At 56.0% G+C, this 24,029-nt stretch carries 21 protein-coding genes and 1 tRNA gene; 11 read left to right on the top strand and 11 right to left on the bottom strand.

The features are described 5' to 3' along the window. The 9 genes from PHD44_RS03955 to PHD44_RS03995 all read left to right on the top strand — a co-directional run bounded on the left by PHD44_RS03955 (nt 1) and on the right by PHD44_RS03995 (nt 12,859). A complete protein-coding gene (locus PHD44_RS03955; protein ID WP_300188272.1) occupies nt 1-1,242 on the top strand; it encodes an exonuclease SbcCD subunit D C-terminal domain-containing protein in 1,242 nt (413 codons plus the stop codon). Between the two features lie 11 nt (nt 1,243-1,253). Further along, the gene (locus PHD44_RS03960) at nt 1,254-4,529 is read left to right on the top strand and encodes an AAA family ATPase (protein ID WP_300188274.1); all 3,276 of its coding nucleotides are present in this window, start codon (nt 1,254-1,256) and stop codon (nt 4,527-4,529) included. 7 nt (nt 4,530-4,536) lie between these two features. After that, complete coding sequence (locus PHD44_RS03965) at nt 4,537-5,922, top strand: hypothetical protein (RefSeq protein WP_300188276.1); 1,386 nt, start codon at nt 4,537-4,539, stop codon at nt 5,920-5,922. Between the two features lie 36 nt (nt 5,923-5,958). After that, nucleotides 5,959-6,393, top strand: coding sequence for a hypothetical protein (locus PHD44_RS03970; RefSeq protein WP_300188278.1), 435 nt, complete (start codon nt 5,959-5,961; stop codon nt 6,391-6,393). Nucleotides 6,394-6,433: 40 nt separating this feature from the next. After that, nucleotides 6,434-6,667 carry a DUF2188 domain-containing protein gene (locus tag PHD44_RS03975; RefSeq protein ID WP_300188280.1) on the top strand — a complete coding sequence of 78 codons (234 nt, stop codon included), beginning with the start codon at nt 6,434-6,436 and terminating at the stop codon, nt 6,665-6,667. Between the two features lie 766 nt (nt 6,668-7,433). Next, a complete protein-coding gene (locus PHD44_RS03980; RefSeq protein WP_300188282.1) occupies nt 7,434-8,603 on the top strand; it encodes a Fic family protein in 1,170 nt (389 codons plus the stop codon). A gap of 639 nt (nt 8,604-9,242) precedes the next feature. Then, the gene (locus tag PHD44_RS03985) at nt 9,243-10,370 is read left to right on the top strand and encodes a cation transporter (protein ID WP_300188284.1); all 1,128 of its coding nucleotides are present in this window, start codon (nt 9,243-9,245) and stop codon (nt 10,368-10,370) included. Nucleotides 10,371-10,622: 252 nt separating this feature from the next. Continuing rightward, nucleotides 10,623-11,882, top strand: a complete 1,260-nt coding sequence (locus PHD44_RS03990) for an MFS transporter (protein WP_300188286.1) — start codon at nt 10,623-10,625, stop codon at nt 11,880-11,882. After that, nucleotides 11,882-12,859, top strand: coding sequence for an arsenic resistance protein (locus PHD44_RS03995; protein WP_300188288.1), 978 nt, complete (start codon nt 11,882-11,884; stop codon nt 12,857-12,859). The genes PHD44_RS03990 and PHD44_RS03995 overlap by 1 nt, the downstream gene beginning before the upstream one ends. 310 nt (nt 12,860-13,169) lie before the next feature. Here the strand turns inward: PHD44_RS03995 and PHD44_RS04000 are convergent. Continuing rightward, nucleotides 13,170-13,254 (bottom strand) — tRNA-Leu (locus PHD44_RS04000). A gap of 683 nt (nt 13,255-13,937) precedes the next feature. Between PHD44_RS04000 and PHD44_RS04005 the strand changes: the two genes are divergently transcribed. Further along, nucleotides 13,938-14,717 carry an inositol monophosphatase family protein gene (locus tag PHD44_RS04005; RefSeq protein WP_300188290.1) on the top strand — a complete coding sequence of 260 codons (780 nt, stop codon included), beginning with the start codon at nt 13,938-13,940 and terminating at the stop codon, nt 14,715-14,717. A 270-nt stretch (nt 14,718-14,987) separates the two neighbouring features. On the opposite strand, the gene PHD44_RS04010 is transcribed toward PHD44_RS04005, so the two are convergent. From PHD44_RS04010 to PHD44_RS04020, 3 genes are all read right to left on the bottom strand, one after another. Continuing rightward, the gene (locus tag PHD44_RS04010) at nt 14,988-15,287 is read right to left on the bottom strand and encodes a cytochrome c (protein ID WP_300188292.1); all 300 of its coding nucleotides are present in this window, start codon (nt 15,285-15,287) and stop codon (nt 14,988-14,990) included. A gap of 66 nt (nt 15,288-15,353) precedes the next feature. Continuing rightward, the gene (locus tag PHD44_RS04015) at nt 15,354-16,586 is read right to left on the bottom strand and encodes a hypothetical protein (protein ID WP_300188294.1); all 1,233 of its coding nucleotides are present in this window, start codon (nt 16,584-16,586) and stop codon (nt 15,354-15,356) included. Next, nucleotides 16,586-17,992, bottom strand: a complete 1,407-nt coding sequence (locus PHD44_RS04020) for a cytochrome c (RefSeq protein WP_300188296.1) — start codon at nt 17,990-17,992, stop codon at nt 16,586-16,588. Before PHD44_RS04020 ends, PHD44_RS04015 begins: the two co-directional genes overlap by 1 nt. A gap of 218 nt (nt 17,993-18,210) precedes the next feature. Between PHD44_RS04020 and PHD44_RS04025 the strand changes: the two genes are divergently transcribed. Beyond that, the gene (locus PHD44_RS04025; protein WP_300188297.1) at nt 18,211-18,540 is read left to right on the top strand and encodes a DUF4282 domain-containing protein; all 330 of its coding nucleotides are present in this window, start codon (nt 18,211-18,213) and stop codon (nt 18,538-18,540) included. 387 nt (nt 18,541-18,927) lie between these two features. Here PHD44_RS04025 and PHD44_RS04030 read toward each other — a convergent pair whose 3' ends face one another. Genes PHD44_RS04030 through sufC form a run of 7 tightly spaced genes read right to left on the bottom strand, consistent with a single transcriptional unit; the run spans nt 18,928 to nt 23,998 of the window. Beyond that, on the bottom strand, nt 18,928-19,350 hold the full coding sequence (locus PHD44_RS04030) for a SufE family protein (RefSeq protein WP_300188299.1): 423 nt from the start codon (nt 19,348-19,350) through the stop codon (nt 18,928-18,930). Further along, nucleotides 19,343-19,771, bottom strand: a complete 429-nt coding sequence (locus PHD44_RS04035; RefSeq protein WP_300188301.1) for an iron-sulfur cluster assembly accessory protein — start codon at nt 19,769-19,771, stop codon at nt 19,343-19,345. The genes PHD44_RS04030 and PHD44_RS04035 overlap by 8 nt, the downstream gene beginning before the upstream one ends. A gap of 40 nt (nt 19,772-19,811) precedes the next feature. Then, nucleotides 19,812-20,159 carry a non-heme iron oxygenase ferredoxin subunit gene (locus PHD44_RS04040; protein WP_300188303.1) on the bottom strand — a complete coding sequence of 116 codons (348 nt, stop codon included), beginning with the start codon at nt 20,157-20,159 and terminating at the stop codon, nt 19,812-19,814. 24 nt (nt 20,160-20,183) lie between these two features. After that, complete coding sequence (gene sufT, locus PHD44_RS04045) at nt 20,184-20,729, bottom strand: putative Fe-S cluster assembly protein SufT (protein WP_300188305.1); 546 nt, start codon at nt 20,727-20,729, stop codon at nt 20,184-20,186. An 8-nt stretch (nt 20,730-20,737) separates the two neighbouring features. Next, nucleotides 20,738-21,967 carry an aminotransferase class V-fold PLP-dependent enzyme gene (locus tag PHD44_RS04050; RefSeq protein WP_300188307.1) on the bottom strand — a complete coding sequence of 410 codons (1,230 nt, stop codon included), beginning with the start codon at nt 21,965-21,967 and terminating at the stop codon, nt 20,738-20,740. 10 nt (nt 21,968-21,977) lie between these two features. After that, the gene (gene sufD, locus PHD44_RS04055) at nt 21,978-23,246 is read right to left on the bottom strand and encodes a Fe-S cluster assembly protein SufD (protein WP_300188309.1); all 1,269 of its coding nucleotides are present in this window, start codon (nt 23,244-23,246) and stop codon (nt 21,978-21,980) included. Further along, nucleotides 23,243-23,998: a Fe-S cluster assembly ATPase SufC gene (gene sufC / locus PHD44_RS04060; protein ID WP_300188311.1), complete on the bottom strand. Its 756-nt coding sequence runs from the start codon at nt 23,996-23,998 to the stop codon at nt 23,243-23,245. The genes sufD and sufC overlap by 4 nt, the downstream gene beginning before the upstream one ends. Nucleotides 23,999-24,029: the final 31 nt, after the last annotated feature.

The raw sequence follows: 24,029 nt of genomic DNA on the forward strand, positions 1-24,029 counted from the left end.
ATGAAAGTTCTTCACACATCCGACTGGCACATTGGGCGCACTCTTTATGGCAGAAAACGCTACGAGGAGTTCGGAGCTTTTCTGACCTGGCTGGCTGAGACGATTCAGCAGAATGAAATTGATGCACTGCTCGTGGCAGGAGATATCTTTGACACCAGCGCTCCGAGCAATCGCGCCCAAGAGCTCTATTACCGTTTCCTATGCCGGGTGGCCGCCTCATGCTGTCGGCATGTTGTTGTCGTCGCGGGCAACCACGATTCACCGTCCTTTCTCAATGCTCCCAAGGAGCTGCTCAAAGCCCTTGATGTCCATGTGGTCGGTAGTAGCACGGAATCCCCGGAAGACGAAGTGCTTGTGCTCCGCAATGATCAGGACACTCCGGAATTGATTGTCTGTGCCGTGCCCTACCTTCGCGACCGGGATATCCGCGTGGCGGAAGCTGGTGAGAGCGTCGAGGACAAGGAGCGGAAATTGATTGACGGCATCCGCACTCACTACGCCACCGTCGCCGCCTTGGCCGAACAGAAGCGCGAGGAACTCGGGGCCAATATTCCCATCGTTGGCACGGGGCATCTGTTCACCGCTGGCGGACAAACCGTCGATGGTGATGGCGTGCGCGAACTCTATGTCGGCTCCTTGGCTCACGTGACGGCCGGGATTTTTCCAGCCTGCTTCAACTATCTGGCGCTTGGTCACCTCCACGTCCCGCAAGAGGTGAACGGCTCCAAAACCATACGTTACAGCGGCTCACCACTGCCCATGGGGTTCGGAGAGGCAAAACAGCCGAAGAGCGTTTGCCAGGTTGAGTTCCACAGCACGGCAGCATCCGTACAACTGATCGACGTGCCGGTGTTTCAACGGCTCGAGCGCGTCAAGGGTGACTGGGACGGCATCTCAAGCCGCATCCTTGAATTGTCGGCAACGGGCTCCCCAAATGGTTCAGGAGTCTGGCTCGAAGTCATCTACGACGGCACTGAGGTTATTGGCGACCTGCGTGAGCGCCTGGAGGCAGCGATTTCCGGCACCCAAATGGAAATTCTCCGGATAAAGAACAACCGCATCATCGACCGCGTGCTGGGGCAAATCCATGAAGAGGAAACGCTCGACGATCTGAACGTGAACGACGTGTTCGAACGATGCCTCGCCGTCCATGACGTGCCCGAAGAGCAGCGGCCGGAGCTGCTTCGGGCCTACCAAGAAACGGTCTCGTCTCTCTATGAAGACGATGTGCAGGCGGAATAGAGAGGCTGTCGATGAGAATCCTGCAGGTACGCTTCAAGAATCTGAACTCACTGGTCGGCGAATGGCAAATCGACCTGATGCATCCGGCCTTCGCGTCTGACGGCATCTTCGCCATCACCGGCCCCACCGGCGCGGGGAAGACCACCATCCTCGATGCTATATGCCTCGCCCTTTATGGGCGGACGCCTCGCCTGAACAAGGTCACCAAGAGCGGAAACGAAATCATGTCCCGCCAGACCGGGGAATGTTTTGCCGAGGTGACCTTCGAAACCCAGGCCGGGCGTTACCGCTGTCACTGGAGCCAACACCGGGCACGCAAGAAGCCGGATGGCGAACTCCAGGCCCCGAAACACGAAATTGCCAATGCCGATTCCGGCGAAATCTTTGAATCCAAGATCAGAGGTGTAGCCGACCAGATCGAGTCGGCTACCGGCATGGACTTTGATCGTTTCACCCGTTCCATGTTGCTGGCCCAGGGCGGCTTTGCCGCGTTCCTTCAGGCGGCACCGGATGATCGTGCTCCGATTCTGGAGCAGATAACGGGCACAGAGATCTACAGCCAGATATCCATCCGTGTCCATGAGCGCCAGCGCGAAGAGCGGGAAAAACTGAACCTGCTCCAGGCTGAAACGGCTGGCATCGTGATTCTTGAGCCGGAGCAGGAACAAGAGATTGAGCAGGCACTCAAGACAAAGCAGAAGGAAGAGACAGACCTTGCCGCCAAATCCGCTGACACTGGGAAGGCCATTGCCTGGCTCACCACCATCGACGGGCTGAAGAAGGAAATCATCAACCTGGCCGATGAAGCGAGCAAGCTGCAGGGCGATATCGAGGCGTTCAAACCGGATCGTGAAAAGTTGGGCCGGGCTTTGAATGCCGCCTCACTGGACGGCGCATACGCAACGCTCACCACCACCCGCAAACAACAGGCGGATGACAGAGCAGGCTTGAAAGCCGAGGAAGAGGCTCTTCCTGGACTGGAATCCTCCGCCAAGGAACAGGCCGAAGTACTGAAATCGGCTGAGCAACAAACCGCTCGGGCAAAAGAAGAGCTGAAAGCGGCCACGCCTACATTGCAGAAGGTTCGCTCCCTGGATCAGAAACTTGCCGATCAGAAAAAAGCTGTTTCGGAAGGTGATGAGGGCTGTAAGAAGGATGCGGCCAAGATTGACGCTGACAAAAAAGCCCGACTTGAAGAACAGGAAAAACGATCCAAGGCTCACGAGACGCTGGAGCTTGTGGGCGGCTACCTCAAGGAGCATGCACAGGATGAATGGCTGATCGGCGGTCTGGCTGGTGTTGAAGAACAGTTGAGCGGCCTGCTCTCCAAACAAAATGAAATCGTTCAAAAGGAGGCGGCTCAAGAAACGGCCACGACGACTCTGGAACTGTCGGCAAAGTCACTCGACGACTGTCAGAAGCAATCCGGCACTCGGAAGCAGGAGCTGGAGGACGCCTCAAAACAGCTTCAGCAGGGCAAGGATGCTTTGAGCCAGTTGTTGGGAGACCGCTTGTTGCGGGAATACCGCACCGAAAAGGAAACCCTGCTGCGAGAAATGGCCTTCCTGACGAAAATTGCGGAGCTTGAAGATCATCGGGAAAAACTGGAAGACGGCAAGCCCTGTCCACTCTGCGGTGCAACCGAGCACCCGTTTGCGGAAGGGAATGTCCCTGTTCCCGATGAAACCGAAAAGAAGATCGACGCCCTAACCAGGCTGATCAGCAAAGCCGAGGATCAGGAAGCCGCCATCAAGAAACTCGAAGAAGCTGAAAGCCTGGCCCGCAAGAACCTGACGGAGTCTGAAAAGCTGGAGTCAGCAGCAGCTAATGACAAGAAGGCTGCCGAGAAAGCCCTCAACGAGGTGAAGGACGGCCTGGTGAAACTCCGTGCCGATTTTGCCGAACGCAGGCAGGCTGTTACTACCAAACTCCAGCCGCTTGGTATTGCGGACATCCCTGAAACGGACATTTCATCACTGATCGAAACCCTCAAGGCGCGGCTGAAGGCGTGGCAGGCCCAGGTCAAGAAAAAGGCGGACATCGAGAAACAGATTGCCGACATCGACAGCGAGGTGAAGCGTCTGGATGCGGTTATCGAAACTCAAAGTACTGCCCTGGCCGAAAAGCTGGAGCGCCTGGAGACCTTGAAAAAGGAACTCGCCACCGGAAGTGATGAGCGTAATGCGCTTTACGGCGACAAGAAGCCCGACGATGAGGAGCACCGTTTGAACACGGCGATTTCGGATGCTGAAGGTTCCGAAAAACAGGTCAGAGACCTGCACAGTGAGCTCCAACAAAAATGGAATACCGCGAAGACCCATGTCGAATCTCTGAAGAAACGCATCGACCAACGAGAGCCGGAACTGAGGGGCCTTGAAACCGAATTCTCCGCAGCGCTCGCGCCCGTTGATTTTACAGATGAAGAACAGTTTCTGGCGGCTAGACTTCCCTCTGAACGGAAGGCTGAGTTGGCGGCTACGGCCAAGGATCTGGATGAGCGCCAAACGGATCTGAAAGCCAGGCAGAAGGATCGGGAAACGCGCTTGACCACGGAGATGGCCCGAAAGATCACCGACAACTCGCTGGAAGAGCTCGAGCCGCAATTCAAAGAGCACGAGGAAGCCCTGAAAGAGCTGCGGGACATCATCGCCGGTCTCAAACACAAGCTAAGTGAGAATACGGCTGCAAAAGAGCGGATAAAGGAAAAGCAGACAGCTATCGAGTCCCAGAAAAAAGAGTGTCGCAGGTGGGAAAATCTGCACGAATTGATCGGCTCCGCAGACGGTAAGAAGTACCGCAATTTTGCCCAGGGGCTGACCTTCGAAATGATGATTGGTCACGCCAACCGGCAATTGCAGAAAATGACCGACCGCTACTTGCTGGCCCGGGACGACGCTCAGCCCCTGGAGCTCAACGTGGTCGACAACTATCAGGCTGGGGAGATTCGGTCCACGAAGAACCTTTCCGGCGGGGAGAGTTTTATCGTCAGCCTGTCCCTGGCGCTGGGGTTGTCCCATATGGCCAGCAAGAATGTCCGGGTGGATTCGCTGTTTCTGGATGAAGGCTTCGGCACCCTGGACGAGGAAGCCCTCGACACCGCCCTGGAAACCCTCGCGGGCCTGCAGCAGGATGGCAAGCTGATAGGCGTCATTTCGCACGTGCCCGCCTTGAAGGAGCGGATCAGCACGCAAATCCAGGTAACGCCTCAAACCGGTGGCAGAAGCCATATATCCGGGCCTGGATGCGGCAGGTTGGGCGCTACAGAACGGGCCGTAGAAGCAGGTTGACTTGAGAATGAATCGACAGGCGATGATTTCACCAAGAGAGCATCATTTCTACGTTGCGATAGCCAAGTTCCTTTTCTACCATCCGGAGCATGGCATCGTATCAGTGCGGGACCCGATCAAGATCAAGGACGCAGAGCGATACGGGCTCAGCCCGCTGATACTCTATGGATTGACCGTGGCCGGGTTGCCCATTCGGTGGATGACCTTTGCTCCAGTCGCTCAGCCCAGAGCATTCCGGGAGGTTCTTCTGGAAGCGTGGCATAACGCCGAGGGCTTGCGTGGCCGACCGGACATCCTGCGGATCAACCGCCACCTCGCGACGGCCAGCCCTGAACTGGTACAGGATATGGCAAAAATCGGAGTCCGGGTCGAGGTCGCCGATGCCAAGGAGAAATCCCTTCCAGCTTCCCTGCGCTCAGCCCAGGACTCCAGCCGGTGGTTGCTGAGGAAGCACGACGGAAATGACCGGTCTCTTGCCGGGGCCATTCAGGCCCTTTGCCGATACGCTCAAATTGACCACGATTTCCGTGTCAGGGATGGCCACAGAGGCGTCAATAGCCGCGAGGTTGAATACAGAGTCCAGCAGTGGCTGACCTTACCGGCGCAAGTGCCGGTGCCAATAGTGGCGGGTGGACTCGACTGGGAACCCGGTCCATGGCTGTCATCCTGGGAGACCTCTCTGCCGCCCGATCAGCCCCGATATTTCAACCACGATGGGTTTGATGGCTGTACCTGGCTACTGACAGGTGAGAAGGCACCGGAGGATATCGTCGAGGATGATGATTTTTGGGCCGACAGTGACTATGACAACGCGGCCGAAATCGCCAAGAACCTCGTGGCGTGCTGGCCCAATTCACCTGCAGAGATTGCCAAGTGTGCCGGGATCACCCTGCGGGAACTTCAATGGTTCACTTCGGGGAAGGCGTCCCTTGACCGGCATGCGCGTTTTGACCTGGAAGCCTTGCTCGGCATCGAATACGACGAAAGCATGGGCAGATATGTAGAGGCCGGACCTTATGTCCTGGTGGCCCACAAACCACTGGCCCTCAAGGAAGTCTATGAAGGCATTTCCGGCGGTGGAGATGCATGTCCCTGTGAGATTGTTCCTCGTCAGGGAGCCGCCGATCCAAGCTGGCGATACGTGTTGATCAACACTTATGGAGAGCCCCCGAGCATTGTGATGGCACCTCGCGGAGCAAAAATCACGGAGCGCCTTCCTGAGTTGCTTATGAATTATGGGGGCATCAAGACTGTCGCTCCGGAGTTCTACCGGGATGTTGTTTCTACCTGCGCCCGGGCCTGCCGCGAACCTACCTCCAACATCCGGGAGATGAAAGACTTTGTGAAACGCTACGAAGCGCACTGGGCAGATTGCGCCTGGCAGCCGGAGTGAACCTGTCTGGTTGAGTCACAGCGCGGAGATTGATCAATGGAAACGGCAGATATGCCATTCGAGCAGAAAAAATTGGGTCGCAAGCATATCAAGAGCTTCGCCAGCGGCATCGCTCATATGTTTGCCTGCTCGGCTCAGCATTATGCCTGGCTGGCGTACCACCACCGGTTGCCGACGGTGACAATTGACCTCTTGGAACTGCGAATCGAACCCGCTGATTTCGACATTGAGAGGAACCGGATTCTTGCCGGGATGTGTCAGAGAACACTCCTCCGAAACGCCGGGCAACTGGCACCACCCGGCGCTGTTGTTTCGGCGGTCCTCTCTGCCCACTTTGGGATCGATGACTATTCGGAGGACGGGCGTTCTGCCTCGATTGGCAGATCCGTTTTCACCGTGATCCTGACCGATGACCGAGGTAAGGAATGGCGCGTTGACCATGCTGAGGAGAGAATGCTGATTCAATCTTAGCCAGACATCTCAACGAAAACCATGTAAACAGGAGGCGACTATGACAAAGAAACCAGGATCACATCATGTTGTGCCCAACGCCGACGGCGGCTGGGACGTCAAGAAAGACGGTGCGACCCGTAGCAGCGGTCACTTCGACAGGAAGCAGGATGCCGTCGATGCCGGGCGCAAGATCAGCCAGAACCAAGGCACCGAGTTCTACATCCACGGCAAGGACGGGAAGATCCAGAACAAGGACAGCCACGGGAACGACCCATATCCGCCGAAGGGCTGATGCCCGGGTCAATTCGATTCCCGTTTTGGGAACCGAACCGGCGTCCGAAAGCCGGATTCGAAGTTGTTGCTGAGAAGCACCAGGCATCCGGTTTTACTGCAAACCCGTCACCCTCGTCCGGTGCCGGGAAATCAGGGGAGAAATTCGTTTCTCTGGTCGGGTTGTCGGGAAGTGGTTGTGCGAGATGACTTCGGCGTTTATTATCAATGAGTTACGAGGAGCGCGGGCTTTGAGACTGTTTTGCGGTAGGTCGACGTTCCCTCCGATTTTGCCGGTCTGAGAGCTAACGCAAATCGGACTCACCTCAAAACCGCAAAAATTATTCACCCGGATTTCCCGCGTTTCCGACCTTCCGCCGAAGCCGCCTCGCATCGAAACCCAGATTTTACAATGAGTTGAGCGTCAAGAGCGGTTCAAGACGAGTTCGAGAGATTTTTCGGTGGAACGGAGAAAACGCACGTCCGAAAGCGACCCCGAAAAGGAAACGGGGTTGAAACGGTACTTCCCGCCCCCGGAGAATGCCCATTTCGGCCAACGGCCCGAAACCATTTGATAACAGGGCTTTTCCGGCAACCGAAAAATCGGAGCCGTGGTTGTAATTTTTTTCCGCTTTAGCAGATGCGTTGCAGCGTCGAACGCTCGTCTGAGGAAATCGAAGTGGCCGTTCAGGAAATCCGCTTGATTTTTCCTTCCCGGCTCTATATTTTAGGATGCGCAGTGAAAATAAAATAAAGACGAACCTTATTTTAGGTTCGAGGCAGGCAGGATGAAGCGAGAACTCCAAGGCAGATACGTGACCATATCGACGGTGGGTGAGAAGGCCCAGGCTTTCGTGCCCGCGCCGCTGCCGCCACGTCCACCCGTCGACTGGACGCCGGAGCTGCGCAGCAAGTTTGACCAGGCGCTGCTGGCCCTTGGACGTCTGGACAGCGTCTCGACCTTGCTGCCGGACACCTCGCTGTTCCTCTACATGTACGTCCGCAAGGAAGCGGTACTCTCCTCGATGATCGAGGGAACACAGTCGTCCCTGTCCGATCTGCTGCTGTTTGAGCTGGACCAGGAACCCGGCGTGCCGCTGGATGACGTTCGGGAGGTCAGCAACTATGTCGCCGCCCTTGACCATGGCTTGCGGCTGTTGGAAGAAGGGCTGCCACTGTCGCTGCGGCTGTTCCGGGAAATCCACGGCGTATTGTTGACCAAGGGGCGTGGCAGCAATCAGACACCGGGGGAATTCCGGCGCAGCCAGAACTGGATCGGCGGTACCCGGCCGGGCAATGCGGCCTTCGTTCCGCCTCCGGCCGAAGAGGTACTGGAGTGCATGAGCAAGCTGGAGCTCTTCCTCCATGACCAACCGGAGCCGACCCCAGTGTTGCTAAAGGCGGCGCTGGCCCATGTGCAGTTCGAGACGATCCACCCGTTCCTCGACGGTAACGGCCGTCTCGGTCGTCTGCTGATCGCGCTGCTGCTGTGCGAGCAGAAGGTGCTGCGGGAGCCGATGCTCTACCTCAGCCTCTATTTCAAAACACATCGCCAGTATTACTACGAGCTGCTCAACAACGTGCGCATGACCGGCGACTGGGAAGGCTGGCTCGATTTCTTTGCCGAGGCTGTCATTGTCACCGCCACCCAGGCGGTGGAAACGGCCCAGCAACTTCTCGATCTGTCGAACCAGGATCGCGACAAGATCAGCGGCCTCGGCCGGGCGGCGGCATCCACCCTACAGGTCCACCGGGCGCTTATGGAGCATCCTATTGCCACCTCGGGCTCGCTGGTGGAGAAGACCGGCATCACCCCGGCCACGGTCAACAAGGCTCTTGGTCACCTGGAGCAGCTCGGCATCGTCAAGGAACTGACCGCCCAGAAACGCAACCGCCTGTTCAGCTACGCGGGTTATATCGAGATCATGAGTCGTGGCACGGAGCTGCCGGGCAGGTAGGTCGATTCGATTCCCGTTTTCGGAATCGAATCAGATTCGTTGGGAGATTGTTCTTGGTATTCGCTCGGGTTGCAAACCCAGCATCCTCGTCCGGAGCTTGGAAATCGGGAGAGAAAAGTTGCTTCCCGGCTGGGAACTTGGGGCGCGACTCGACTTCCTATGTGAAGCCCTTTGTTTTCAATGTGTTACGGGGTTGATTGGAGTCGGAGACTGAGTTGCGGTCGAGAGCTGTTCCCTCCACCAATATCAAAACCCCAACCGAGAACGGTTAGGGTTTTTTCTTGCCTCCCCGCGTATCTGCGCGGGTTCGTGCGGATTCTTACGGACTTCGCCTGGGCACCCGGACGCCCTAAAACGCCCGTTTTCACTCTCTCCTCGCTTCGGCCTCGCTCTGTGAGAGTGACCGGAAGTCCGCAAAGGCCGCGATACAAGTTCTGACGATTCAACAGGTCACGCGCGAACGAATCAAGCGGTTGATTTTCAGCATCGGCAGGCGGAGGAACTCGCCCCGATTCGGAGATTAGAGAATGCAGGTATCATCGCAACCAGAACGGCAGGTTTCAGTCGGGTGCGATTGGGGCTGGCCCGGAGGGTGAGGGAGTTGACAGGACTGGTTTCGATATCGTCAGGAAATAATTCATGAGTACATGCCAAAACAGTGGCTGTTCGAGCAGCTGCACACCAAATCCGGTCAACTCAAATATTTCGAACGATGCCGTGTCGGTGGATCGCTCAAAAACTTTCTCCAGTGTTTTTGTCATACCCAAGATGGATTGCCCGTCGGAAGAGAACCTGATCCGGATGGCATTGGCGGGAGCCGATGCCGTCGCGACACTTGAGTTTGATTTGGCAGCACGGCGTCTGAAGGTTACGCATACCGGCGAGGCGGAGCGCATCACCGAGAAGCTCAGGCCGCTCAACCTTGGCGCGACATTGGTTGAGACTGCTCAAGCAACGCCAACCAGTCGCAACGCTACGCGCTTCTCGATCCCCAAGATGGACTGTGCAGCGGAGAAAAATCTTATTCGCATGGCGCTGGCGAACTTGCCCGGCGTTGGGGCGCTATCGTTCGATCTGAACAAGCGAGAGTTGTCGGTCATCCACGCGGGACCGTCTGAGGAAGTTCTCGAAAAGTTGGCACGCCTGAATCTGGGCGTGCAGCTCATCGAGTCAGTGCGCCAAGACAATGAAGCATTGGCCGACACAGACGCAGATGGCGATGCGTCTGAAGCCAGGACACTCAAGCTGCTGCTGGCCATCAACGGCGCCATGTTTGTCCTAGAGATGCTGTCAGGATGGGTCGCTCAGTCGACAGGCCTGATCGCCGATTCTCTCGACATGTTTGCTGATGCCGCAGTGTACGGCTTGGCACTTTACGCTGTCGGGCGCGGAGCAAACCTGAAGATCAGGGCTGCCCACATCGCTGGCTGGCTCCAATTGGCTTTGGCGCTTGGCGCTCTCGTGGAAGTCGCGCGCAGGGCTGCGTTTGGTAGCGAGCCGCAATCCAGCCTGATGATGGCTATTGGGCTCGTTGCTCTCGTGGCCAATGTGACGTGCCTTGTGCTCATCGCGCGTAAGCGGGACCGGGGCGCGCATATGACGGCCAGCTATATCTTCTCAGCCAATGATGTCATCGCAAATTTAGGCGTGATCGCGGCTGGCGTGTTGGTGGCCTTGACCGCCTCTCCTTACCCCGATCTGATCATTGGCACCATTATCGGCTTGGTGGTGCTAAGTGGTGCTCGGCGTATTCTGATGCTAAGGTGATCTTCACTTCGTCTGCCAGCTCCAAATAAGCTCTGGATTTGTTCGCGGGCGCCATGTGCCCACGACTAAGGACGGCACTGGTTACTCACTACCGGAAGCAGCTGTTATTCAGGTCTGTCATTCTTTTGGATTGACGAGTTTCTCTAATTTAGCTTGGTAATGCTGGTGATGACAGGTCACTGGAACCCGCCCCGATTCGGAGAGTGGAGAATGCGCGAAAATGACCCAAAAAAGAGGCAATGAACCACGGCGATGACAGCAAAGGATCGGGCAGAAAACACCGCGAATGACGACTCGGTCCAGCCCAAGGGATGGATGAACCGCACCGTCGTTGGCGCCGGGATCACCAGCGCGCTGGGCGATTTCTGCTACGAAACCACCACTGTGATTCTGCCCGGCTTTCTGGCCGTGCTCGGCATTCCCGCCGCCGCGCTTGGGTTGATCGAGGGCATCGCCGATGCGGTGGCGAGCTTCACCAAGATGGTCTCGGGCTACATCGCCGACAAACTGGGTCATCGCAAACTGCTGGTCCTGCTGGGCTACGGCCTGACGCCGCTCGGCCAGGCGCTGATCGCACTGTCGGTCGGCTGGCCGTTGATCCTGCTCGGGCGCATGGTGTCCTGGTTCGGCAAGGGGCTGCGTGGCCCGCTGCGCGACGCCATCGTGATCCAGGCGGTCAGCCCCGAAACGCGCGGGCGGGCCTTTGGCTTTCATCGCGCGGCGGACACCGTCGGCGCCGTGCTCGGCCCGCTGCTCGGGGTGGCCTTGCTGGGGCTGGCGCAGGGCTGGCACTGGAGCGACGATGCCGGGCCGTTCCGCTTCGTGCTGTGGTTGTCGCTCGTTCCCGGCGTGCTGGCGGTGCTGGCTTTTCTCACCCTGGTGCAGGACCCGCAGCATTCGCCCAACCCGGCGCTGAAGTTCTTCGGCTCCTTGCGCGGGCTGCCCTTGCGATTCAAACGTTACCTCGGCGCTGTCGGTCTTTTCGGGGTGGGTGATTTCTCCCATGCGCTCTTGATCCTGGCCGCCACCACGCTACTTACGCCCAGCATGGGCGTGGTGCAGGCGGCACAGGTGGCAGGGCTCTTGTACGTGTGGCGCAATGTCGTGCAGCTGGCCGCGTCGTGGCCCGTGGGCTGGCTTGCCGACCGTGTCGGCCATTCATCGGTGCTGCTGGTGGGCTATGCACTGGGCGTCGCCATGGCGGCGCTGACCGCGTTGGCCTTCTGGTCGGACATCGACAGCGTGGCGTTGCTTGCCGGCATCTTCCTCATCGCCGGTCTGTATGTGGCGGTGCAGGAGGCGCTGGAATCCACCGTCACCGCCGAGATGGTGCAGGCCGAGACCATGTCGTTCTCCATCGGTGCGCTGGGCACGGTCAACGGCGCAGCCAAGTTCCTCTCCAGCGCCACGGTCGGGGTGGTATGGACGGCGGTCTCGCCGGTGCTGGCGTTTGCGCTGGCCGCCGGTTTCATGCTGGCGGGCACGCTCGCCCTGCTGCGGGTGCGCGCCTGATGGATCGCCTGAGTCTGGAGCGCCACCAGGTCTGGATCTACCTCGCCGCCATCGCGGGCGGGTTGCTGCTGGGCAGTGTCGCCCCCGGCATCGGGCCGCGCTTCGAGGCGCTGCTGTGGCCGGTGCTGGCGGCGCTGCTTTACGCCACCTTCGTGCAGGTGCCGCTGCTGCATGTGCGTGACGCCTTTCGCGATGGCCGCTTCGTCCTCGCGATCCTGCTCGGCAACTTCGTGTTCATCCCGCTGCTCGTGTGGCTGGCGCTGCAATTTCTGCCGAACGACCCGGCCCTGCGACTGGGCGTGCTGCTGGTCTTGCTGGTGCCCTGCACCGACTGGTTCATCACCTTCGCCCAGCTCGGGCGCGGCAGCACCGCGCGAGCGATCGCCGTGACGCCGCTCAACCTGCTACTGCAACTGCTGCTCTTGCCGGCCTACTTGTGGCTGATGCTGCCGGCGGCGAATTTCAGCGCCGCACTCAAGACTGAAGATATGTTGCCTGCCGCGCTGGTGCTGATCGGATTGCCCCTTGCGGCTGCCGCACTCACCGAGCGTTGGGTCGAAGCCCGGCCAGAACGAAACGTCTGGCGCGAACGCCTCGGCTGGTTGCCAGTGCCATTGCTGGCTGTGGTGGTATTCCTGATCGCAGGTGCGCAGGTCGGTACGGTCCTCGATGCCGGGCCCGTGCTGCTGACGGTGTTGCCGGTGTTTGTCGGCTTCCTGCTGGTGGCCGCGCTGCTGGCACGCGGCCTTGCGCGCTGGCTGCGGCTGCCGGTAGATGCCGGGCGCACGCTGGCCTTCAGTCTCGGCACCCGCAACTCCTTCGTCGTGCTGCCGTTCGCGCTGGCCCTGCCGGCAGGCTGGGAGACGACCGTGGTGGTGATTGTGTTCCAGTCGCTGGTCGAACTGTTCGGGATGGTGTTCTACCTGTGGTGGCTGCCGCGCCAGCTGTTCATGCAGCCCTCGCCTGGGCGGGCATGAACCCTCTCCGATTTGCAGGAACCCGCATCTTTCCGCACGAGACTTCATATTCCCCTTCGGTCATCAAATTGACACAAAGGCCTGATTTTATTCAATGTTTTGTTATTAAGGGCTTTTCCTGTTGGGATGCTTGAAATTAGTGCTCCAAAACTAAAGCACAAGATGCCTTCTAACGTAACCAACTCGTGTTGCGGCCCGGAACGAGGAATAATCCGGGCAAAAGAAAACCCAGACTAGCTGGGTTTTTTTGAAATCGATGCATCATACATGCACCTTTGAATAATTAACTTATTGATTATTAACGTGTGTATGGTGCCTAGGAGAGGACTCGAACCTCCACGATTTTACTCGCTAATACCTGAAACTAGTGCGTCTACCAATTCCGCCACCTAGGCTTTGAGGCGCGAATATTAGGCAGAATTTCAATCGATGTCAATCATGAATTGCACAGGGAAGTTTCATATTTGATATCGATCTGTAGGAGGGTGCCTCTGAGCGGAATGAAATATCCGCAGGCGATTGCGGCTCTGCATCGGCTTCATGATTCCGCGTTGGTTTGCGTGAAGTGCCGTCCTTGCCCGCTCTTAATGGCGGCTCGATAGACACATCGAGCCGTCCGTGACCGAAGCCCGTTTGAGCGGATGCGGCACGCAATGTAATCCCAAGGCGAAACCGGTCAGATATGATGTTCGGAATCGGCTCATGCCCAATTACTGCAATAAGCTTAGGGAAGCGCTGATTTATTCAGTGCTTCCCGCTTGGGGCAGGATGCCCCAACACGAACAAAGACGCAAATCTTTGATTCGTGAGAGCCATCGCGGGCGTGTACCGCGATGAGCGAGCTGATTTATTCCAAGGATGGAATAAATCAGCATTTACTTAGGGTCTTCAGAACCACCAAAATCAGACAGCTAAATTTTTCCCCGGTCATCTCGTTTGATGATCGTTCGGGTAGTGATGAAATCCAGCTGTTTGCGCCAGGCGGTCGGTCAAGCTGGGCTTGCTGGCGGGTAATTCACAAATCCAACGGGTAATCGGGTAAATTAGCGGCTATTTTATTTCTATCTGTGAGGGGTCCATGTCCAGCATCTATTTAGAAACGGCACTTGCCGCCGCCCGTGCCGCTGAAACGGTTGTTCGCAAATATTGGCGGCAGAACGTGGATATCACCATCAAGGCGGATGCCTCGCCGGTTACGGTGGCCGATGTGGAAACGGAAGAGGCCATCAAGGCGGTTATTCTCAAGCAGTTTCCCGATCATGGTTTCTATGGTGAGGAGACGGGCAAAACCCGTCCTGATGCTGAATATACCTGGCTGGTCGACCCCATCGATGGCACCAAGAGCTTTGTGCGGGAATACCCGTTTTTTTCGACCCAGATTGCGTTGATGCGTGGCAACGAACTGATTCTGGGTGTTTCGAGTGCCCCGGTGTTTGGCGAATATGCCTATGCGGAGCAGGGCGGCGGTGCCTTCTGGATGGATAAGGCAGCGAAGGTGAGCCGGATTGATACGGTAGCCGCGGCTACATTATCTGTGGGCAATCTCAAGACGCTGGCCGCCAATCCGACCGGCTGGGCCGGTTTGGCGAGTATGGTGCGCGAAGTCAATCGCACGCGGGGTTATGGCGATTTCTATCATTACCATTTGCTGGCCCGTGGCGCGATTGATCTGGTTGTCGAGTCCGATGTCAACGTGCTGGATATCGCCGCACTGTCGGTCATTGTTCGCGAGGCCGGTGGCGTGTTTACCGATCTTGAAGGTAAGCCGGTTGGGTTGGAAACGACGACTGTGTGCGCAGCGGCGACGCCTGCATTACATAGTGAGGCTCGTCGCCGATTGGGCTATTCGGATCTCTGATTATCCAGAGGTGCGATATAAGGATGTATTGCCATCATTTTTGAAACCTCTGAATAATTCCATCCTGGAATTCTCAGAGGGCGATAATCAAAAAATGTGATTTTTTATTTTCTTCATGAACAATCAGTTATGTGATCGTTCATGGCGGTATCCCTATGCCGCACGGAATTGCTGATTTAATCAGATTCCTTTTGTGTGTAATTTGCATTCGTCCATAAAAAAGCCCCGCATGGAAGCGAGGCTTTTTTCCATTCAATTCAGTGCTAGAACTTATTTGAAACTTGCAAAATAAGCGGCAACGTTTTTCATGTCTTCATCGGTCAGTGCTTTGGCCATTGGTACCATGATTGGATTGTTCCGTCCGCCGTCACGATACTGTTTGAGCGCATCAACCAGGTATTGTGGATGTTGTCCGGCAAGATTGGGATAAGTGGGTATTGCCGCCTTGCCATTGGCACCATGACAGGCGATACAAACAGCGGCCTTTTCCTTGCCCGCGGCTATATCGGCAGCCAGCGCATTGACCGAGGTGAGAGCGATTAGAGCAGTGATTAAAATCAATGGTTTCATTTTGGTTCCTTGTGTTTGAAATGTTCTGTCGAGGGCCAAGCGTTACTGGCCCCTGTGATTGTCTGATTAACCGTTATTTCTCAGCCATATCCAGATGCCTGTGCCGATAAACACGACAACCCAGATGGCGGTTGATGCCAGTGAGCCGTTGCCGAGTTTGGTCACCGTGGCATCGGCTTCATAGGGTCCTTGAACCCGACCGGCTTTGTATACGAGGGTGATGATGAAGCCGCCCATCAATCCACCGACGACGACGATGGTGAAGAGGAAGAGGGCAAAAGAGGGTATATCCCACAAGACTTTGTAGTTCAGAATGTCGTAATTGAACGGATGCAGGTACGCCATGCGCAGAACTTCGCGGAAGATGGACACCAAGGCGGCCATGCCAATACTCATGGCAAGCAGACGGTAGCCCTGTCCGGCATTGTTTGAGCGCGCCAACCAAAACGCTGCTAACAGAACAAATAGATAGGCTGCGAGCAACCATGTCATCGGGTGTGTCCAAACATGAACTTGAGCGGGCACATCGATTAACCACCAGAGCAACAAAACCACCTGAAGAAGCGCCCCGGTGATGGCGATTTTGGCCCCCAAGGCCCGGGCGAAATCAAGGTAGGCAGGGGCCCGGTCTGCACGTACTTTGAAATAATCGCCATAAGCGATCAGGAAGGCACCGAATACGGTCAGACTCATGGCCATGAAGAATCCCCAACGTGGGAGTTCAAAGGCATGAATAGCAGTGCCTGACATATCGACGTGGCCACCCGGTGTGTACCAGGAGAGCCATTTTTCTGGGTGCAATCCCTGATATGCCAGGACATGCATGATGAAGCCATCTAGCAGGAACATGGCTAAACCGAACACACCCAGCCAGAAAATCCAGCCCGGTGCCTGAGCCCCGTGATTTTTGAGGTAAAACGTGAACCAGGCGAGATAGCCGATGGTAAGTGTAAAGATGAAACCAATAACCCAGGCGGCGGATAGCACATTAGATGCGTACCACGATGGATCATAAATGGTTTGGGTGAAGAGCAGCGGCGCAACCCCCAGTACCACCAACAATGAAACCCCCACTTTGGCGACTTTGGTCATGGCTTCGGAGAGCAGTTGCCAGTTGGGATCCTGCCTTTTGGTGAAGGCATACAATCCCACCAGAGCGGCGCCCAGGCTGATGTTTACAAACAGGATGTGCGGAATCCAGGTAAATACCATGAGAATCTGGAAAATCAGTGGATGCGACGGTATACCCGCCTGATCCTGCATGGTCTGGAGCATGTTTGCGGTTGTTGCGGCATCCATTAGTTGACTCCTTTTGCTTCGATTTCAGTTTGATTAATGGCTACGCTGGCCGGCTTTTTGCTGCCACCGGGTAACGAGGCGATGTAAACAGCCATGGCTTCCCGTTCATCTTCGGGTAAAGGCATTTTGGGCATGTAAGGAACCATGCCGTGATACAAGGCACCATCGAGATATGCCTTGATCATTTTGGGCTCTTTCGAGTAACCAAAGAGTGCAGGTAGTGGCCTCAGCGCACCATTGGGCTCCAGACTATGGCAGTTGGCACACATCACATGGGTAAGCAGACTGCCTGCGCGCAACTGATTCTCCGGTGTAATTGTGTGCAAATCTGCGGGTACGAAATAATCCGTCGCCAGTACACCATTGGCTTTGATGAGCGGCATATCTGATTTAACGCCCTTGCCCGGAACATCGCGAGAGAAGAACTGATTGGAGTAAATGTACTGCCCTGCCACATAGGGTTTGCGCATGGATTCGCGTGAACGCTCCTCGGGCCACAAACCGAACAGCGCGATGGCCAGAGTCATCGCGCCTGCCATTGACTGGCGCAACTGCAAGGGTTTCCATGCCGTGAACATAAAATAAAGAGCGGTGGTCGTGAGCAGCACCAACAATACTTTGCCGTATCTCGGCATCATCTGAGTATCCATGATCAACCGTGCATTGTCGGGCAGGGTCAGGGTGTACCACATGAACATGAAGCTCATTAAGACCAGGCCAGCCAAACCCATTTTCGAAAGAAAACGCGTAATTTCGATACGGGTTTCTCGATCTTTGAGGGTCGAGGCGATAATACCGCCCACAGCTCCGGCAACCGCGAACATGAACGCCGTGCGTACCCCGAGATGCGCGAAGTAATTCAGATTGAATGCAGCATCGAAGGTCGAACCCGTCTGGAACCAATGATCATTCCCCGGCCACATCATGAAACTTAAGATGGGAACGATCAGAATCATCGTGGCCCAGGACGCCACAGCGAAAGACCATGCCAGCTTCAAATAGGTTTTGTTATCAATCTTGCCGATCAGGTACACCATGGCATAAACGCCGATCACCTCGACAAAGAAGAACACCCACTCAGATGCCCATAGCCAGACAAAATTGTGAATCAGGCCACTGATCCCCCGGGGGCTGGCGACGGTAACCGAATACCAGATGCCAGGGCCGGTGATCGAGCCGATGATGTATGAAAAAACCAGCAGGAACATGCCATATTTTTTCAGATACACCATGATTTCCGGTTTGTTTTCATGGACAGATTTGGTTGCGAGCAAGGCAAAAAGCCAAGCCGCTCCAACCGAGGTATGGGAGGCAAGCACATGAATCGTGCCTATGATTCCCATGACCCATGCCGTACCGATTCCGGGCACATACCATTGCGGATAGAGCCCAAGCATTTCATTCATAGATATCGCTCCTCAAGTTTTTGTTTTTCAGCATTTTCTAATGCTGGAGCGATATTGCATTGATTATGCCAACTGTAAGTTATTGTAATTAATAAATATTAGAAATATTTATAGAGTTTAATGACTCGTCGATGTGTTGTGTGTGGGGCAAATGACAGCAGGTCGCGTACTGTATATGATGGATATTTACTCATTCGCTCTCAATGAAAACGGCGACCATGCTTGATCATATTCTGGATTTTTTGACTTTTAGATACTTGATCAGCCCTTATGCGCTGATGGTCTTCTATTATTTGGGCGCGGTGATGATGCCGTTGGCAATGTGGTTTTTTTGGATATGGTTAAAGCGAAGATATATCAGGTTGTCTCAAGCCCGGGATAAACTCGGCACACTGGGGCGTGACTACCTCTCGCCGGCGCAGAGGGCCGGGATAGTCATCGGCTGCATATTGTGTTTTTTCATGATGGAATTGTTCTGGCGCATGATGTTCGAGTTAATGATTGCGTACTTTCATATGGCCGAGGATATTCAGGCACTGGTCCGTTGAGATTTGGCTTTGAACATAGCCGTTGTTGCGCGTGAATGCCTGGTCGAAATGCGCAGTACAGTACCCCGAAAACCCTTCGAGGTTCCCGGTAATCCAAATCGAAACCCTGAAGATTAGCCGCCTGCCTGGCCTTAGCGAAGGTCCGCACAAATGCTGACCTTCCCGTGCAGGGTATGGATGCAATGCCGCTCAATGACGCAAGTCATTGAAATGCTGAGCACAAGACGGGCGTGAACGCGGGCTTACGCCTGATTCGCATTGAGATGGCGCAAGCCCGCGAAGCCATGGATGGATTCGTGCAGAGTTTCCTTATGGAAATTGGCTGCAAATCCATCTGGATGGCAGCTATATCGCTGATCTTTTGGACAATAGAACCTGATGTAGGTTTTATTTGTCTTCCATTGCGATCGAGCGAATCTTCTGAATCATGCCCATCAAGCCCGTTGCCCGATTGGCGGAAAGATGTGATTTAAGACCAAGCTGATCGAGAAAATCGGGCGAGGTGTCCAGAATTTCCTGGGGTGTGCGTTGGTCGTACACGCGAAAGAGCAGGGCGATCAGCCCCTTGACAATCGCTGCATCACTCGTGCCTTGCAGATGGATTCGGCCATCACGCCACGCGTAATCGAACCACACTTGAGACTGGCAACCGTGGAACTTATGCGCGTCATCCAGTTTATCCGAGGGAAATTCGGGCAGTTGCTTGCCCATGTCGATGATGTACTGGTACCGATCGGTCCAGTCATCGAAAAAAGCGAATTCGTCGGCAAGCGTCTGGATGGCAGCGGTTGGTGATTGTGTATCAGACATGAGTCGGATTCTCTTCTTTGACGGTGAAGCTCTCGCCACAACCACAGCTATCGACGACATTGGGGTTGGAAAATTGCAATAAACGAGAAAGGCCGTTGACGACATAATCCAGTGTTGAGCCTTTGAGCATCGTAAAGCTGGATTCATCACAGACGACGAGTACCTCATCGCCCGATGGTGTCTGGGTAACGAATACGAAATCATTCGGCGTTACAGATTGAGCGAAATCCATGACATAACCGAATCCGGAGCACCCAGATTTGGCAACACCAACGCGCAGGCCGAGGGCATTCTGCTGATCCGCCAGTGTCCGCTGAATATGCGATGCCGCTGCGGGGGTGATTTTCAATCGCTCATCGGTTGGAAGGTTCTGCGCGCGTTGCTGCGCTTGCTTTACTGCGGTGTCGATTACGGTGTTCATTGTTTATCTCCGAAAGCGCCTGTTGGACGCAACCTGTGATTCAAATCGAACGAGGCGCACTGGCGACATAGATCCGGTCATTTTCGATCTTGATGTCGTAACAGCCAATGGGTTCGTACGCGGGTGCGGATAATGCCTCGCCTGTGCGAAGACAGAACTGGGCGTTGTGATACGGGCAGGTGATGAGGTCGCCATCGAGCGAACCTTCGTCGAGCGGCAGCGCCTGATGGCTGCATTGGTTGCTCACAGCCAGAATGATGCCATCGGCGTTAACAACCAGGATGTCTTCATCAGGCCCGGCGACAACGCGCCGTTCGCCTTCGGCCAACTCGCGTGTTTCTGCAACGAAAAGCCAGTTCCCTTGTTGTTCTTCGGTATTTGAATTCATGTCAGATAAGCTCATAAACCTGATTTAAAACATGCCCGTGGCGAGTCTGGCTGCTTCGGACATCATCTCTCGATGCCAGGGCGGATCGAACACCAACTCGACGGCGGCTTCTTCCACGGTCGGGATTTCCATGATGCGTTGATGCGCATCGGATGCGATTACGCCGCCCATGCCGCAACCGGGCGCGGTCAGGGTCATGTCCACCTCTACCCGACGACCGGAAACCGGCAAAGATTCAACCTTTACCTTGTAAACAAGTCCTAACTCTACGATATTTATGGGGATTTCCGGGTCGAATACGCCACGGAGCTGCTCCCATACCATGTTTTCGATATCGGCATCTGTGGCATTTTCGGGTAACTCCGGCTTTGGCGGTGGCTCTTTACCGAGCGCGTCGGCATCTTTGCCTTCCAACCTCAGCAGGTGCCCGCGTGCCTTGATGGTAAAGCTGCCGCCCAAAGCCTGCATGATCTCGACGGGCGTATCTTTCGAGGCCAATACCTTCTGGCCGGAAGGGACCATGGTGGCGACACAATCACGAGTCAGTCGAACGCGTTCCAGGGGTTCCATACGATTTCTCAGCTCAGCATTTGCCGGGCGCGATGCACGGCACGAACCAGCGCATCGACTTCATCCAGCGTGTTGTAAAAAGCAAATGAGGCGCGCACGGTGCCTTGCGGCGCGCCCAAAAACTGCAAGACCGGCATGGCGCAGTGTTGGCCGGTGCGTACGGCGATGCCCTGGGCATCCAGCAAGGTGCCGATATCGTGCGGGTGGCTGCCTTCAATGATAAAGGAGAGTACCGGCACCTTATGTTTGGCTGTGCCAATAATTCTGACGCCATTGATGCCTTGCAGCGATTCTGTCGCTCGTTCGAGCAGAGCGGCTTCGTGTGCCTTGAGGGCTTGCCAATCAAGCGCTGCGTGCCAATCGAGTGCCGCTTTGAGGCCGATGGCCCCTTCAATATTAGGCGTGCCTGCCTCGAATTTGGCTGGCGGCGGCGCGTAGCGCACCGCTTCGAAACTGACCGTTTCGATCATGTCGCCACCGCCCTGATAGGGGGGCAAGTCATCCAGCCAGGGACGGCGCGCGTACAGAACGCCGACGCCGCTGGGGGCAAACACCTTATGCCCGGAGAGCGTGTAAAAATCACAATCAATGGCCTGAACATCCACCGGGCCATGCGGTAGGCCCTGAGCGCCATCAATCAATATCGGCACACCATGCTGTTTGGCGATGGCGGCAATCTGTGCAACCGGATTGATTGTGCCCAAGGCATTCGAGACATGATTGACGGCAATCAGGCGTGTGCGATCGGTAATCAGAGCGGGTAGGGCACCAAGATCGAGTTCGCCTTCGATCGTGACGGGGATCACCTTCAGAACCACGCCGATCCGGATTCTCAGCAGATGCCAGGGCACGATGTTGGCGTGATGCTCCAGCGCGGAAATCAGGATCTCGTCACCGGCCTTGAGTGTTTGACCGAAGCTTGAGGCCACCAGATTGATGGCTTCGGTGGTGCCGCGAACAAACACGATTTCTTCCGTGGCGGACGCATTCAGACTTAGGCGGACACGTTCGCGTGCCGCTTCATATTGATCGGTGGCACGTGCAGATAACGTGTGCACGCCACGATGGATATTGGCATTATCGTGACGATAAAACGTGCGCACCGCCTCGATGACGCATTCCGGTTTTTGCGTGGTGGCGGCATTGTCGAGGTACACCAGCGGCTTGCCGTTGACGGTTTGATCCAGTGCTGGAAATTGCCGACGTATGGCATCAAGGTCGAAAGGGGTAGCGGACATGGGTGCCTTCCTACTGCGCGTTCTGGCGTTCGAGGCGCCGTGAAATGATCCCGCCCATCCATTCGACCAGTTCCGGTGTCACAAGCAGGTCAACGATCTCCTGGGCAAAACCGGCGATCAGCAGCTTGCGGGCGTTGGCCGTTGAAATCCCCCGGCTTTGCAGGTAATAGAGCGCCTCGTCGTCCAGTCGGCCAATCGTGGCGCCGTGGCTGCATTTCACGTCGTCGGCGTAGATTTCGAGTTCCGGTTTGGTATCGATTTCGGCCGAGTCCGAAAGCAGAAGGTTCCGGCTGCTTTGGTAAGCCTCGATCTTCTGTGCGTCCTGCGCCACGAGAATCCGGCCCTTGAAGATGCCGCGTCCGGATTCGTCGGCAATGACCTGATAGCGTTCGTCGCTGGTGGTATGTGCCGCGCCATGCGTAAGTCGCGTGTGGGTATCCAGAACCTGCTTGGCCCGCGGCATCATCAGGCCGAACAGATCGCAGTGCGCGCCCGTGTCGGTGATGTTGACATCAATTTCTCGTCGAACCAGTTGCCCGCCCAGTTGAATGTTGATCGAGCGATAGCGGGCATCGCGCGCGAGTGTGACGAAACTGCGGTCGGTCAGCAGCCGGGCATCGCCATCCAGCCCCAGTGACAGATGCGTCAACTGGCTGTTAGCGGCCAATGCAGCCACCAGCACCGAATTGCGCCATGAAGTGACGCCATCGGCACCTGTTGCCGTTTCAATCAATGTGGCGCGGCTGTGCGGGCCGCATCGAACCAGAACGCGCGTTTGTGCGGCGGTTTCGCTGGGTGCGTCGAGAAATTCGAGCACGATGGGCGGCTTGATATCGGCGTTTGCAGCAATATCGATGATCAGTCCTTCTGCTGCCGTGGCCGTATTGAGGGCCAGCAATGCGTCGTTCGGCGTGACGGCCTTGGGGGCAAAGGCGGCTGCGCGCTGGTCGAGATCGGCCTCGCGTAACGGCGTCAGACGCAAACCATCCGGAAGTTCACCGGGGCACTCGACGAGTTTGCCTCCGGCAAAGCGAATGAAAATTGCCTGCGGCAGGATGGCGTTCAGGCCGGAGCCTTCCGGTGTCGCGGTTTGTTGCGGTTTTGGCAGAGGACGCGTTAGGGCGCGCAGATTCGTCCAACGCCATTCCTCATCACGCAGGGTGGGCAGGCCCCACTCGACCACTTGCACACGCGCTGTGGTGTGGATTTCCCCCGGTGCCGCGGGTTCCTGCTGATCCAGCGTGCTGACCAGCCATTCGGGAAGCGGTGCGCGACTCATGATGCGGCCTCAAGGATGTCCTGATAGCCCTCGGCTTCCAGTTGCAGGGCAAGTGATTTGTCACCGGACTTGATGATTTTCCCTTTGTACAGGATGTGGACGAAATCAGGTTCCACATAGCTCAGCAGACGTTGATAGTGGGTCACGAGCACAATGCCACGATCGGCACCACGAAGCATGTTGATGCCCTCGGAAACCACTTTCAGCGCATCGATGTCGAGGCCGGAGTCGGTTTCATCCAGCAAGGCGAGTTTGGGTTGCAACAGCAACATCTGCAGAATCTCGTTGCGCTTTTTCTCGCCACCGGAGAAGCCCGCGTTCACGCCCCGGTGCAGGAACGCATCGTCCATGCCCATCGTTTTGGTGAGTTCGCGCACCTGCTTCATAAAGGCGAAGGTGTCGATTTCATCCAGGCCACGTGCCGCACGTTGCGCGTTGAGCGCTTCCTTGAGCAGGTAGATGTTCTTGACGCCCGGAATTTCGACCGGGTGCTGGAAGCCGAGCAGCAGACCGGCGGTGGCGCGTTCTTCGGTTGAAAGTTCGAGCAGATTCTTGCCGTCGTAGGTGACGCTGCCTTCGGTTACTTCAAAACCTTCGCGCCCGCCCAGCACTTGGCACAGCGTACTTTTCCCCGATCCGTTCGGCCCCATGATGGCGTGAACTTCACCGGCGTTGATGCAAAGATTGATACCGCGCAAGATGGGCTTGTCGCCAATTTTTGCGTGCAGATTTTTGATTTCTAATAATTTCATTGTCTTTATCTCTAAAATTTACCGTCCGGGA

Origin of the sequence: Halothiobacillus sp. (assembly GCF_028710545.1) — a bacterium.
GTDB lineage: Bacteria > Pseudomonadota > Gammaproteobacteria > Halothiobacillales > Halothiobacillaceae > Halothiobacillus.